Source organism: Streptomyces sp. S.PNR 29 (assembly GCF_030386795.1).
Classification (GTDB): domain Bacteria; phylum Actinomycetota; class Actinomycetes; order Streptomycetales; family Streptomycetaceae; genus Streptomyces.
In genome coordinates this window covers 102499-115103 of the sequence record NZ_JANUQM010000018.1, presented here as the reverse complement: position 1 = coordinate 115103, position 12605 = coordinate 102499, and the positions used below count along the sequence as shown (strand labels likewise).

Below are 12605 nucleotides of genomic sequence, written 5' to 3'. Positions count from 1 at the left end.
CCGGCTCACCCGTCGTTGTCCCGCCACCACCCACCCGTCGGTGGTGTGTCGAAGCGTGTCGCCGTCGACGCGTTGCCGCTGAAGTCGTTGTCCGACACCCGGCCGCCCGTCCAGGTGGCGTCCTCGGTGAGCCACAGGGCGTGAGTCTGGGTCCTGGGCTGCTGGTCGTCCCGGACGCGGTTGCCGGCCAGGTGGGGATGGCTGACGGTGGCCGCCGCCGTGACACCGGCCCGGGGGGCCGGGGCGTCGGGCAGGTGGTAGGCGGAGCCCGGGGCGGGGGTGCCGTCGGGCCAGGCGGTGTCCGCGCCGGGGCGGACCGGGACCAGGGCCAGCTCGGTCTCGGTGTTGAAGGCGACCAGGGCCGTCTGCGCTCCCACCGTCAGCCGCTTGCCGCGGTGCGAGTCCGGGGCCCAGTCGGCGTTCTCGTCGGTCAGCGTCAGAGGCGTGCAGTGGACACCCTCGCCGCCGCCCCGCGTCGCCGGTGCGCCGCGGCGGCCGTTGTTGCGGATGCGGTTGCCCAGGATCGCCGGCTCCCGCAGGGGAGCGTCGATGCGAACGCCGTCCAGGGCGTTGTCCCGGATGTCGTTGGACTCCAGGACGATGTCCGTGGCCGCTTCCTGGTCCCCCTCGGCGAGGTTGTGCTGCCAGTAGCCGTACCGGCCGTTGTTGCTGATGCGGTTGCCGCGGAAGGCGTAGGGACCGGGCGTGTTGCCGAGCCCGATGCCGTCGCGGACGTTGCCGTCGATGACGCAGCCGGTGACGATGCCGCCCCGGCCGCCGACGCCGGAGGTGCCCTGCGAGGACACGTCGAACCCGGCCTGGTGGTTGCCGAGCATCGTCGAGGAGGTCACCAGCAGGCCGTCGGCGCCCCAGTCGGAGATGCCGAAGCGGTTGTCCTCGGCGTGGCAGGCGGTGATGCGGATGCCACGGGGCGGCGGCCAGTTCTCCTGCTGGAGCTCCACGAAGATGCCGTTGGTGCCGTTGCCGGTCGCCGTGCAGGCGGTGATCGTCAGGCGTTCGACCATGCCCCAGCCGCCGATGCCGATCCCGATGCCCGCGCCGCCCATCTTCTCGCCGGGGTCCTGCGCCCCGCACCGCTCGGCCAGCACGCCCTCGACGACCGTGTCCTGAAGGAAGTCGCAGCCGAAGCCGGTCGCGGCGGTGTCATGGATGTACAGGTCGCTGAAGCGGCCGCGGAGCACGTACTGCAGGCCGAGGCCCTTGGCGAGAGGGTCGTACTCCTGTGTCCGCGCCCGTGAGCCGTCGACCTCGAAGTGGGCGAAGGTGAGGTCGGCGAGGTGGTTGTCCCGGCCGGCGCCGTGCTGGGCGGCGGTGAACCAGGCCAGCGGCACCGGAGTCGTGGGGGCGCCGGGGTTGCACAGCGTGAAGCAGGTGGTGCCCCGCCCGGCGCCGATCAGGGAGACGCCGCTGCGCCACAGCACGGGCTGGTCCTGGATGACGTAGCGGCCGGCGGGGACGTGGACGGTACGGGGACGGCCGTCCGCGGCACAGGCCTCGCCGAGGGCGTCCACCAGCTTCTGCAGCGCCGGCTGGTCATTGGCCGTGCCGTCCCCGACCAGGCCGTACTCACGGGCGTCGACGGTCAGCGGCAGGGACATGCCGGCACTCCTCACCTCGGGCTCCTCGGTCCCCGCCGGGTACCCCGTCGCCGGCCGCCCGCACCGCTCGTGGTCACGGCCGTCAGAGGCCGTAGCGGCTCTTCACGTGACGCCAACCTGGTTCAGGGCGTTCGTGAAGTACTCCTGGCCCACGCGCTGGCCCCAGTCGCCGCCGACGCCGCCCTGGAAGCCCTTGGTCAGCCACAGGGACTGGTCGTAGTGGCGGGCCGCGCCGCCGGGGCACCTGGAGTAGTTGCCGTCCTGGTGGAAGAAGCGGCCGCAGTCGGGGGCGCACTGCGGCGAGCCGCCGCCGTCGAGGATGCCGGTGTGGATGTCGACGGAGTTGTCGGTCCACTGCAGGGTCGAGCGGTTCTTCACGGCCCAGCCGACGATATTGACGGGGACGCAGGGCGGCGGTGACCGGGGTGTCGGACTCCCAGCGCACGCAGTAGTTGATGCTTCCCTTGTTGGCCATGACCTGGTCCCAGCCGTAGTTGCGGAAGCCGTAGGGGTCGGGATAGGTCGACTCGACGTGCCGCCGGACCTCGTTCAGTGGCTGGACCAGGTTCGCCGGCGGGTTCCAGTTGTCGGCGGCCTCAGCCGGCTGTGCCGTGGCGGACCCGGGCCCCCCACCGACCGAGGAGGGAGCCGGCGCGCACCGTCACACAGGGAGCGGAAGGCCGCCCTGGATGCCTTTATTTCCTCCCCTTCCGGGCGCTTCTTCGCATTCTGTCGGCGATAATCGGAACATGAGTACGGCGACGTATGAACTTCTGGCCGCGTCGGGGCAGCACGCGCTCAACATGACGGCGGCCTTCATCGGCGGGCTGGTCGTGGCCGGCGCGCTGATCTGGGCCGTACGCGTGGGCATGCGGGTCATGGAGCAGGACACCGGCCACCCCGGTCCCGAGGAGCAGCCGAAGCTTCCCGACACCGGCCCGGTCCACGAGATCCGGGAGATGCGGGAGCCGGACGAAGTGCCGGTCTCGGCGGACGGGCGGGAGCGGCTCATGCCGTACCAGCTCCACAACACGAACACCCGCACCGGAAAGGACCAGCACCGACGACGCTGGCTGCCCGGCTCCAGCGGCGGCTTCGGCAGCGGAGGCCTGGGGCACGTCTGAGTGTCCTGACCCACCTACTGGAGGCGAGATGGCCGTTCACCGGGCGCGCCGGACGACAGGTGCGGCGCTGACAGCGGTCGCGGCGGTGCTGGCGACCGCGCTGGCCGGCTGTTCCGACGACGACAACCCGGTGGGGGACGTGGCCCGGTCGGCGGCCTCGGAGGCCTCGGAGGCCGCCACCTCGCTGGCCTCCCAGGCCGCGGAGGCGCTGGCGTCGGCGACGGCGGAGGCGGGGCGTCAGCTGAACGAGATCAAGAACGGCGTCGACGCCAAGGACGACGTGCGGCTCGGCACCCCGGCGACCGCTTCCGACGGGCGGACCACGGTCGAGGTCACCGCGCGCAACACCGCCGACTCGGCGAAGTCCTTCGCCGTCCAGGTCGACTTCACCGACGCCGGCGACCAGCTGATCGACGTCGTCGTCGTCACCCTGAAGGACGTACCGGCCGGGGAGTCCGGCCGGGCCACCGCCCGCAGCACGCACGATCTGCCGGGTGACGAGGTGAACACGGTGGTCGCCCGGGCGGTGCGCTACTGACGCCGTCGGTCCGGGGCCCCGACCGTGCGGGGCCGCACCGTGATGCGGATCTGCTCGCTCGTCGCGCTCACCCCGTTCAGCCCGGCCGTCGCCTGGAGACGGTTGGCGCCGGCCGGGAAGGCCGGTCGGGGGGTGCACGTCCAGGTGCCGTCGGCGGCGGCGGTCGTGGTGCACACCGTGCGGTCGTCCTTGTCACGGACGGTGATCCGGGCGCCCGGGTAGGCCGTGCCGGAGATCTCCGGACGGGCGTGCAGCGGCACTCCGGACTCGGGCCGGGTCAGGGTGGGTCCGGGCATGCCCACGGTCACGCTGCACGTGCCCCTCGCCTGCCGTCGGCCCTCCGCGTCGCTGAGGCGCAGCGCACAGCCGGGCAGCCGCGTGCCGGGTACGGCGTCCGCGGGCACCGCCAGGACGAAGGGGAAGCCACGGCCCTGCCACGGCCGCCCGGCCGAGGGGCCGGTGAAGGTGTACGTACCGCTGCCGCCGTCGGCCGCGACGGCGCCCCGGTACTCGCGTGCGCCGAGCGGTGTGCCCGTCACCGTGCTCCCGCCGGGCGCCGTCAGCGTCAGCACGGACCCGGCACCGAGGCGCGGTCCCGTGTAGCCCGCCACCGCGAGGATCCCCTCCCCTCCGGGGACGATGGTGACGGCAGGTGCCCGCAGGGCGCGGGAATCCCGTGCGTCCCGGGAGTCCGCCACCGCCGCAGGTCCGGGCGACGCGAGCGTGAAGCCCGCGACGGCCGTCCAGCCCATGGCCGCCCGCACCGCTGTCGCTGTCTTCCTGGACCTGCTCATCGTCGGCGGGGCTCCCTGTGCGGACGTCGGTCACACCTGGGAGCGATTCTTCCGGTCCGCCCGCACGGGGAGCATGTGCTGGTGGGCCGTACGGGGCCCGGCGTTCCGCGTGCGCGGCGGTGGAGGCGGGCCGGTGACCTCCACCGTGGCCGGGCGCAGCAGCTGGTCGCCGAGGCGGTAGCCGGGGCGGAGGATCGCCGTGCAGACGAGCCGGTCGGAGTCCTCGCTGACGTGGTGGGTGAGGGCCTCGTGGCGGTTCGGGTCGAAGGGCTCGCCCACCTCCCCGAAGGCCACCAGCCCCAGTGCGCCCGCCTGGCTCTCCAGCGTGTCGGTGATGTCCTTCAGCCCCGGTGTGAGCGGCTCGTGGGCGCGGGCGCGGTCGACGGCGTCGACCACCGGCAGAAGGGCGGTGAGCACGTTGGCCACCGCGATCTGCCGCACGGCGAGCCGGTCGCGCCGCACCCGCTTGCGGTAGTTGTCGTACTCGGCCTTCACCCGCTGCAGGTCGGCAGTGCGCTCCTGCAGCAGGCGACGCAGTTCCTCGGTGCTCTGCTGCGGACGGCGGTCCATGGTCAGCCCGCCTTGTCGGCCTTGTCGTCGTCGACGATCTCGGCGTCCACCACGTCCTCGTCCGCCCCGGACCCGGCCGACTCGGCCGACTCGCCCGGCGTACGCGGGGGTTCCTCGGTCCTCGCCTGCTCGTACATCGCCGTACCGATCTTCTGCGCGGCCTGGGCGACACGTTCCGTGGCCTGCCGGATCGCCGTCGTGTCCTGACCCTTGAGCTGTTCCTTCAGGTCGGCGAGCGCCCCTTCGACCTCGCTCTTCACCTCGCCCGGCACCTTGTCCGGGTTGTCCCTGAGGAGCTTCTCGGTCTGGTACACGAGCTGTTCGGCCTGGTTCCTGGTCTCGGCGGCCTCGCGCCTCCTGCGGTCCTCCTCGGCATGCTGCTCGGCCTCGCGGACCATGCGGTCGATGTCGTTCTTGGGGAGGGCGGAGCCGCCGGTCACCGTCATCCGCTGTTCCCGGCCGGTGCCGAGGTCCTTGGCGGAGACGTGCATGATGCCGTTGGCGTCGATGTCGAAGGAGACCTCGATCTGCGGAATGCCGCGCGGCGCCGGCGGCAGACCGGTCAGCTCGAACATGCCGAGCTTCTTGTTGTAGGCGGCGATCTCCCGTTCGCCCTGGTAGACCTGGATCTGCACCGACGGCTGGTTGTCCTCGGCCGTGGTGAAGATCTCCGAGCGCTTGGTCGGGATCGTGGTGTTGCGCTCGATCAGCTTGGTCATGATGCCGCCCTTGGTCTCGATGCCGAGGGACAGCGGGGTGACGTCGAGCAGCAGGACGTCCTTGACCTCGCCCTTGAGGACACCGGCCTGCAGGGAGGCGCCGACGGCGACGACCTCGTCCGGGTTGACGCCCTTGTGCGGGTCCTTGCCGGTCAGCTCCTTCACCAGCTCGGTCACGGCCGGCATGCGCGTCGAGCCGCCGACGAGGACGACGTGGTCGATGTCGGACAGCTTGATCCCGGCGTCCTTGATCGCCTGGTGGAACGGCCCCTTGCAGCGCTCCAGCAGCTCGCTCGTCAGCTGCTGGAACTGGGCGCGGGTGAGCTTCTCCTCCAGGTGCAGCGGGCCCTCGGCGGAGGCCGTGATGTACGGCAGGTTGATGGTCGTCTCCGACGAGCTGGACAGCTCGATCTTGGCCTTCTCGGCGGCCTCCCGCAGCCGCTGCACGGCCATCTTGTCCTTGCTCAGGTCCACGCCGTAGTTGTTCTTGAACTGCGTGATGAGGTGGTCGGCGATCTTCTGGTCCCAGTCGTCGCCGCCGAGGTGCGTGTCGCCGTTGGTGGCCTTCACCTCGATGACGCCCTCGCCCATCTCCAGCAGCGAGACGTCGAAGGTGCCGCCGCCGAGGTCGAAGACCAGCACCGTCTGGTCGTTCTCCTTGTCGAGCCCGTACGCCAGCGCCGCCGCCGTCGGCTCGTTGATGATCCTGAGGACGTTGAGGCCGGCGATCTCGCCCGCCTCCTTGGTCGCCTGCCGCTGGGCGTCGTCGAAGTAGGCGGGCACGGTGATCACGGCGTCGGTGACGTCCTCGCCGAGATAGGCCTCCGCGTCCCGCTTCAGCTTCTGCAGCACCCGCGCGGAGATCTCCTGGGCGGTGTACCGCTTGCCGTCGATCTCGCCCTTGTCGGGGAAGCGCCAGGCGTGCTCGCCCATGTGCCGCTTGACGGAGCGCGCGGTGCGCTCGACGTTCGTCACGGCCTGCCTTTTCGCGACCTCGCCGACCAGCACCTCGCCGTTCTTCGCGAAGGCCACGACCGACGGGGTGGTCCGGGCGCCCTCCGTGTTGGTGATGACGGTGGGCTCGCCACCCTCAAGGACCGAGACCACCGAGTTCGTCGTCCCGAGATCGATACCGACCGAGCGCGCCATCTGGGTTCTCCCTCCTCGTACTGGTGCCTACGGGACCCAACGGACCGGGCCGGCCCGCAGCGGCGGGCCGGGCGCCGTCGGGGTCCCGGACACCCGGCCGCGGCGTACCGGGCGCACCGAGGTGCGGGCGCGCTCACGGTCGTACGCCGCCCGCGGCCCGGGCTCGCGGAGGGTCCGGTACGCCGCCAGCACCCTCCCGAACCGCTCCGCGGTGACGGCGTCGACCCTGGTGTCGGGACGCAGCTCCCGCACCCGGCGGCGGAACGCCGAGGTGATCGCCTCGGCCGGTGCCGAGGGCTCCACCCCCAGTACCGCATACAGGTCCGGTGCCTGCATCTCCGGCCACCTCCTCGGCGCCCCTCAGGCCGCCGTGAGCTGCGGTTTCCACTTCAACTTGCCTATCAGTCTGAATAAAACTTGAGCGGCCTCTTGTCAAGGTCGAAATCGCGAGGTATAGCCAGAAAGAAGAGTGAACAAGGCAAAGCGCCGACCCGTCCCCGCCCGCCCGAACGGAGGTGTGCCGCAGTGATCACCGAACTGGCCGTCGAACGAGTCGAGTTCACCTGTGGTGCGTGCTGGCACCGCTGGAGCGTCGACTACGACGTCCAGCGCTACCTGGACGGCCGCGGGGACGAGTGGGAGTACTTCTACCGGGACAACACCGCCGTCCCGTCCCCCTACACCCCGCAGGGAGCACCGCCCTGCGGACAGTGCGGGCGGCGCTGGGTCGGCCGCCTCGTGGCGCGCCGCCCCGTCCCCCTGCCCGGCGCCCCCGAGGCACCCCGCAGCCGCGTGCCGGCGGAGGGCCTGCACCGTCCCGAACGCCACACGGCCCCGCTGCTGGAGGCCGGCGGGCACCCGCAGCCGCAGCCGGGGGCGCCGCGTGAGGCGGGCCAGGTCTCCTGAGGCCGCTTGGCCGGCGTAACGGAGCGCACGATCGCCGTAGCCCGAACGGCCCAGGACGCCATAGGCCCGCCGGCCCTGCCCACCGGGTGACGGGCCCTACAGCGCCAGCCACACCGTCGTGTCCGGTCCGAGCCGCCCGTCCTCCAGCGGGGCGCTGCTCACCAGCACCTCGCCCGCCGGCAGGGAGACGACCGTGTCCGACAGGTTGGCGACACACCGCCAGCCGTCGGAGCGGTCGAACTGCAGCACCCCGGCCGGGGCATCGTCGGCCCAGGTCAGCGACTCCCCGTCGAGCAGCTTGCGGCGCAGCCTGAGGGCCGTGCGGTACAGCTCCAGGGTGGAGCCCTCCACGCCGTCCTGGGCCTGAACGGCGTACCCGGCGAAGCTCTCCGGCTGCGGCAGCCAGGCGGCACCCGCCCCGAAGCCGTACGACGGTCCGGTCGTCGTCCACGGCAACGGCACCCGGCATCCGTCGCGGCCCTTGCGGACCCGCCCGGTCTGCTCCCAGATCGGGTCCTGGAGGACCTCGACGGGCAGGTCGGCCACCTCGGGCAGCCCGAGCTCCTCGCCCTGGTAGACGTACGCCGATCCGGGCAGCGCCAGCATCAGCAGCGTGGCGGCGCGGGCCCGGCGCAGCCCGGCCGCCTCGTCGATCGCCGGCGCGCGGCCGCCGGACAGCAGCCAGGCGTTCTCGTCCGTGCCCGGCGGGAGCATCAGGCGGGAGGCGTGGCGGACGACGTCGTGGTTGGACAGCACCCAGGTCGCCGACGCCCCGGCCGCCCGCGCGTCCGCCAGCGAGCCGGTGATGATCCGCCGCAGCTCCTCGGCGTCCCAGCCCGCCAGCAGGTACTCGAAGTTGAAGGCCTGGCCCAGCTCGTCCGGACGTGCGTAGAGCACGCGCCGGGCGCCCGGCACCCAGGCCTCGGCGACCGCCATGCGGGGCGGGCTGTAGGCGTCGAGGACCTTGCGCCAGTCGCGGTAGATCTCGTGCACCTCGTCGCGGTCGTAGAAGGGGTGCGTGCCGGGCGGGAACAGGGGGAGCGCGTCCTCGCGGCTGAGCTCGGGGGCGCCCAGGTCGCGCAGCGGCTCGCTCAGGTCCTTGGCGAGGGCGTGCGCGACGTCGACGCGGAAGCCGTCGACCCCGCGGTCGGACCAGAACCTGAGCGTGGTCCGGAAGTCGGCGCGGACCTCCTCGTTCTCCCAGTTCAGGTCGGGCTGTTCGGGCGTGAACAGGTGCAGGTACCACTGCCCGTCGGGCACGCGCCGCCAGGCGCTGCCGCCGAAGACGGACTGCCAGTCGGTGGGCGGCAGCTCCCCGTGCGGGCCGCGGCCGTCGCGGAACACGTAACGGTCGCGGGCGGCGGACCCGGGCCCGGCCCGCAGGGCCTCCCGGAACCACGCGTGCCGGTGCGAGGTGTGGTTGGGCACGAGGTCGACGAGCACCTTCAGGCCCAGCCGGTGGGCCTCGGCGACGAGGGCGTCGAAGTCGTCGAGCGTGCCCAGGCGCGGGTCGACGTCCCGGTAGTCCTCGACGTCGTAGCCGCCGTCGGCCAGTTCGGACGGGTAGAAGGGGCTCAGCCACAGGGCGTCGACGCCCAGGGCGGCGAGATGGGTCAGGCGCTGGACGGCGCCCCGCAGATCGCCGAGCCCGTCTCCGTCGGCGTCGGCGAAGCTGCGCGGATAGATCTGGTAGATGACGGCCTGCCGCCACCAGTTCGGATCGCGGGACGACAGGTCGGGGGCGGAGTGAGGCGTGGGACGGGGCGTGGCGGTGCGTACGGTCACGCGGCCTCCTCTGAGCGCTGCGGCGGTGCGGTGCGTGCATACGGACGTCAGCAGGACATTCTGTCCACATCACCGTGAAAATCACCGTGAAAATCACCGGGAATATCACCGGGAACGCGCACACGGGCAAGCGCGCGGAGCGCAGCATTCCTTGTGTGACGGAATCGTGATGACTCTTGAACTGCCCCTGCGTTCTCGCAGGTTGACAGGGTTACGCGCCAGTACGACCATGGGATCACGCTGTGGCTCATGTGACCAATGAGCGCAGTGTTTCTCAGACCACTCACCCCCGGTGCGGCCGGCGCGCGTTCCGTGCCGACCTGACGCCGCATTGGGGTCATGCACACGCCAAGATGGGATCCGCATGTCCATAGCGAGACGTGTCACCCTGCGCCACCTGCTGGGGACGGGCGCCGCGACCCTCACGCTCAGTGCCCTGACCGTCACCTCCGCCTGGGCCGGTACGCCGGGCGGCGACGGCTGGGAGTCCGGCGGCCGCTACCAGCCGGGCACCGGCGCCGGCACGGTCACCGAGACCGACCGCTGCCAGTTCTCGCTCGACGGCACGAACTTCTACGACTCCGTCAAGGTCGACGACCAGAACCTGAAGCCGACCGAGGACGGCAAGGTCCACATCAAGGTCCGCACGGCCGGCGACGCGACGACGTGCACCGCCTCCCTCGCCTCCTACCTCGCCCACGGCGCCAGCTTCGACACCTCCGGCGAGCAGGTCTTCGTCGACTTCGACACGGTCACGGTCAAGCCCGGCCAGACCGAGTCCCTGGACATCGCGGTGCCCGACGCCGGCTGCTTCGCGCAGATCGACCTGTACCGCGGCGCGATGAAGTTCGACGGCAAGCTCGACGCGAACGACGGCTTCCAGCACGGTGAGCTGCCCAAGGGCCCGGACCGCCCGGTCATCAAGGACAAGCTGATCGCGCCCTGGAACGGCGGCACGAAGGACTGCACGACCACCGAGTCCCAGCCCCCGACGACCCCGCCGGCGACCCCGACGTCCCCGGAGCCGTCCACCCCGGACGAGGAGACGACGCCCCCGGCGACGACCGAGCCGCCCGCCTCCGAGACCCCGTCGACCGACGCCCCGACCCCGACCCCCTCGGAGTCGGAGTCCACCACCGCCCCGGCCCCCACCCCGAACGGTGGCGGCGGCGACCTCGCGGAGACCGGCGCCAACAGCGCCACCGGCCCGATCGCGATCGGCGCGGCGGTGCTCCTGGCGGGCGGCGCGGCGATGATGCTCGTGACCCGCCGCCGCGCGGCGAAGCGGAACGCGACGGGCGCCTGACCCCGATCCGACGACAGAACCCCGCCCTGCCGAAGTCCTCCCGGACTCGGCAGGGCGGGTGCGGACGCTTTGGGGTAGCCGAATGCCGAGGTGCCGTATGAGGGCCTTGCCCGCAGGACTGATCGCCTGCTGTCTTGCTTCAGCGCTCCTGAGCGGTTGTACGTCCGGGAAGGACTCCCCCGACGCCCCCGCCACGGAAAAGGCAACGCCGACGCCCGGCGTTTTGGACGAGCCCCATGAGCAGGAGCTGGGAGATCAAGCGACTGCGGCCCTCGACGCCGCGGGCACCTTGGACCGCCGACGCATCACGGGAACGTCCGGCCCTCTCACGATTGATGTCGACGCGGCGAAGGACTCCTCCGGGATGGTCGCCTGGCGTATCACGTCGTGACCCTCCAGTCGCCACCCCGTTCCCGGGCGACTCTCATTCCCCGCTGATCACGGCGGTCCGCTCCACCGGGATCCACAGTTCCGCGTCCGCCTGTGCGGCGTCCTGGGACAGCCGGGTCCGCAGGATCTCGGGGCCCGGCCGGCTCCGGTACGGATTGGACGGGAACCACTGGGTGAACACGTCCCGCCACAGGTACTGGAGCGCCTGCGGAAACGGCCCGGAGTTCTCGAAGACGGCCCACGTCCCGGCCGGCACGGTGAGCGCGTCCAGGTCCTCGGGCACGGCGGCCCGGGTCACCACCCCGTGGTAGTAGTCCAGTTCGGTTCCCTCCGCCCGACTCGGGTCGAGGTTCTCACTCACCCCCACGATCCCTTGCGGCTCCTGGTCGGACAGGCTCTCCATGCGCTGCAGCGTCTCCCGGCCGATGCCCCGGATGAAGTCGGCGATGGCCGGGTTCACCCCCTCGTGCACGAGGGGGACGCGCACCTTCCTGCCGACCACACGGAACTCGTCCTTCTCCACGACCCGGTATCGCATACTGCTGCTCCCTTCGACGGTGAGGCGGAAGGACAGCCGTGGCTGGGACTGCAGACGCGCACCGGACCGCCTGGCCTCGCCGGGACCGACGCCGTGCATGGCACGGAACGCACGCGCGAACGCCTCCCCCGACGTGTAGCCGTACCGCACCGCGATCTCCAGCAGCGTCCGCTCCCCGGCCAGCACCTCGGCACCGGCGATCGTGAGCCGCCTGCGCCGGACGTACTCCGACAGCGGCATCCCCGCCAGCGCCGAGAACAGCCTCCGGAAGTGGTACTCCGAAGTCACCACGATCCGCGCCAGGTCGGCCGCCTCGATCCGCCGATCAAGGTGGCGCTCGATGTGCTCCATGGCCTGGTTCAGCCGCTCCAGCACCCCGGCCTCCTTCCCTTTCGCTCCCTCACGGTAGGAAGGCCCCACCCTTGCGGACCCGACATCCTGTGCCCGGTCCGGTCGGGTACGAGATCCCCGTAGGGTTCCGTCATGGGCACAGGCTTACGCAACGAGATGGTCGCGGTTCCCCCGGGGCGGGTGACGCTGTCGGACCGGCGGACGCAGCGCAGCTGGCCGGTCGAGGTCGCGCCGTTCCGGATGTCGGCGTGCCAGGTCACCCAGTCGCTGTACGCGGAGGTCACCGGTCGGCGGCCGAGTACCGCCCAGGGCGACCTGCTGCCCGTCGAGGGGGTCTCGTGGTGGGACGCGGTCCGGTTCTGCAACGCGTTGTCCGAACGCGAGGCACTGACACCCGCCTACCGTCTCCACGCCGATGACGAGACGGCCGAATGGGACGCCTCCGCCGACGGATACCGGCTCCCGGCCGAGGCCGAGTGGGAGCACGCCTGCCGTGCCGGCACCACCGGCCCCCGGTACGGAACGCTCGACGAGATCGCCTGGTACCAGGGCAACTCGGGCGGACGCATCCACCCCGTCGGCGGCAAGCAGCCCAACGCCTGGGGCCTGTACGACATGCTGGGCAACGCCTGGGACTGGTGCTGGGACATCTACGACGCCGAGGTGTACGGCACCTACCGGGTACTCCGCGGCGGCGGCTGGTCCGACGCGCACTGGAGCTGCCGGGCCTCGGTGCGGCGCCGCAGCCACCCGGCCTTCCGGATCGACGACGTGGGCTTCCGGATCATTCGCCGGTGAACGGTGCCGCCCGTATGT

The 12605-nt window shown here is 71.8% G+C and carries 12 protein-coding genes and 1 pseudogene; 5 read left to right on the top strand and 8 right to left on the bottom strand.

Annotated features, from left to right (window positions below; translation table 11 throughout):
* Positions 1-5: 5 nt before the first annotated feature.
* Both NW895_RS36695 and NW895_RS36690 read right to left on the bottom strand, forming a co-directional pair.
* Entirely contained in the window at positions 6-1619 is a 1614-nt protein-coding gene (locus NW895_RS36695; protein WP_289941218.1) for a right-handed parallel beta-helix repeat-containing protein, read from the bottom strand.
* A gap of 123 nt (positions 1620-1742) precedes the next feature.
* A pseudogene (locus NW895_RS36690) lies at positions 1743-2238 on the bottom strand (hypothetical protein); the annotation flags it as partial.
* 130 nt (positions 2239-2368) lie between these two features.
* On the opposite strand from NW895_RS36690, the gene NW895_RS36685 reads away from it, so the two are divergent.
* Both NW895_RS36685 and NW895_RS36680 read left to right on the top strand, forming a co-directional pair.
* Positions 2369-2743: a DUF6479 family protein gene (locus NW895_RS36685; RefSeq protein ID WP_289941217.1), complete on the top strand. Its 375-nt coding sequence runs from the start codon at positions 2369-2371 to the stop codon at positions 2741-2743.
* Positions 2744-2771: 28 nt separating this feature from the next.
* Positions 2772-3281: a hypothetical protein gene (locus NW895_RS36680; protein ID WP_289941216.1), complete on the top strand. Its 510-nt coding sequence runs from the start codon at positions 2772-2774 to the stop codon at positions 3279-3281.
* Here the strand turns inward: NW895_RS36680 and NW895_RS36675 are convergent.
* The 4 genes from NW895_RS36675 to NW895_RS36660 are packed head-to-tail and all read right to left on the bottom strand — an operon-like array spanning position 3275 to position 6849.
* The gene (locus NW895_RS36675) at positions 3275-4075 is read right to left on the bottom strand and encodes an Ig-like domain-containing protein (protein WP_289941215.1); all 801 of its coding nucleotides are present in this window, start codon (positions 4073-4075) and stop codon (positions 3275-3277) included. The two genes, NW895_RS36680 and NW895_RS36675, sit on opposite strands and share 7 nt — an antisense overlap.
* 30 nt (positions 4076-4105) lie before the next feature.
* The gene (gene grpE, locus NW895_RS36670; protein ID WP_289941214.1) at positions 4106-4645 is read right to left on the bottom strand and encodes a nucleotide exchange factor GrpE; all 540 of its coding nucleotides are present in this window, start codon (positions 4643-4645) and stop codon (positions 4106-4108) included.
* A 2-nt stretch (positions 4646-4647) separates the two neighbouring features.
* Positions 4648-6513 (bottom strand): molecular chaperone DnaK, encoded by a 1866-nt coding sequence (gene dnaK / locus NW895_RS36665; RefSeq protein WP_289941213.1) that lies wholly within the window; start codon positions 6511-6513, stop codon positions 4648-4650.
* Between the two features lie 27 nt (positions 6514-6540).
* Positions 6541-6849 carry a J domain-containing protein gene (locus NW895_RS36660; protein ID WP_289941212.1) on the bottom strand — a complete coding sequence of 103 codons (309 nt, stop codon included), beginning with the start codon at positions 6847-6849 and terminating at the stop codon, positions 6541-6543.
* A gap of 189 nt (positions 6850-7038) precedes the next feature.
* On the opposite strand from NW895_RS36660, the gene NW895_RS36655 reads away from it, so the two are divergent.
* On the top strand, positions 7039-7419 hold the full coding sequence (locus tag NW895_RS36655; protein WP_289941211.1) for a hypothetical protein: 381 nt from the start codon (positions 7039-7041) through the stop codon (positions 7417-7419).
* A 96-nt stretch (positions 7420-7515) separates the two neighbouring features.
* On the opposite strand, the gene NW895_RS36650 is transcribed toward NW895_RS36655, so the two are convergent.
* Entirely contained in the window at positions 7516-9204 is a 1689-nt protein-coding gene (locus NW895_RS36650) for a glycoside hydrolase family 13 protein (protein ID WP_289941210.1), read from the bottom strand.
* Positions 9205-9568: 364 nt separating this feature from the next.
* Between NW895_RS36650 and NW895_RS36645 the strand changes: the two genes are divergently transcribed.
* Positions 9569-10510, top strand: coding sequence for an LAETG motif-containing sortase-dependent surface protein (locus NW895_RS36645; RefSeq protein WP_289941209.1), 942 nt, complete (start codon positions 9569-9571; stop codon positions 10508-10510).
* Positions 10511-10934: 424 nt separating this feature from the next.
* Here NW895_RS36645 and NW895_RS36640 read toward each other — a convergent pair whose 3' ends face one another.
* Entirely contained in the window at positions 10935-11813 is an 879-nt protein-coding gene (locus tag NW895_RS36640; protein ID WP_289941208.1) for an AraC family transcriptional regulator, read from the bottom strand.
* A gap of 108 nt (positions 11814-11921) precedes the next feature.
* On the opposite strand from NW895_RS36640, the gene NW895_RS36635 reads away from it, so the two are divergent.
* The gene (locus NW895_RS36635; RefSeq protein ID WP_289941207.1) at positions 11922-12587 is read left to right on the top strand and encodes a formylglycine-generating enzyme family protein; all 666 of its coding nucleotides are present in this window, start codon (positions 11922-11924) and stop codon (positions 12585-12587) included.
* Positions 12588-12605: the final 18 nt, after the last annotated feature.

Coding starts and splice junctions, on each gene's coding strand:
- dnaK (WP_289941213.1), bottom strand. CDS start 6,513: ATGGCGCGCTCGGTCGGTATCGATCTCGGGACGACGAACTCGGTGGTC.
- NW895_RS36695 (WP_289941218.1), bottom strand. CDS start 1,619: ATGTCCCTGCCGCTGACCGTCGACGCCCGTGAGTACGGCCTGGTCGGG.
- NW895_RS36635 (WP_289941207.1), top strand. CDS start 11,922: ATGGGCACAGGCTTACGCAACGAGATGGTCGCGGTTCCCCCGGGGCGG.
- NW895_RS36685 (WP_289941217.1), top strand. CDS start 2,369: ATGAGTACGGCGACGTATGAACTTCTGGCCGCGTCGGGGCAGCACGCG.
- NW895_RS36680 (WP_289941216.1), top strand. CDS start 2,772: ATGGCCGTTCACCGGGCGCGCCGGACGACAGGTGCGGCGCTGACAGCG.
- NW895_RS36675 (WP_289941215.1), bottom strand. CDS start 4,075: ATGAGCAGGTCCAGGAAGACAGCGACAGCGGTGCGGGCGGCCATGGGC.
- NW895_RS36645 (WP_289941209.1), top strand. CDS start 9,569: ATGTCCATAGCGAGACGTGTCACCCTGCGCCACCTGCTGGGGACGGGC.
- NW895_RS36660 (WP_289941212.1), bottom strand. CDS start 6,849: ATGCAGGCACCGGACCTGTATGCGGTACTGGGGGTGGAGCCCTCGGCA.
- grpE (WP_289941214.1), bottom strand. CDS start 4,645: ATGGACCGCCGTCCGCAGCAGAGCACCGAGGAACTGCGTCGCCTGCTG.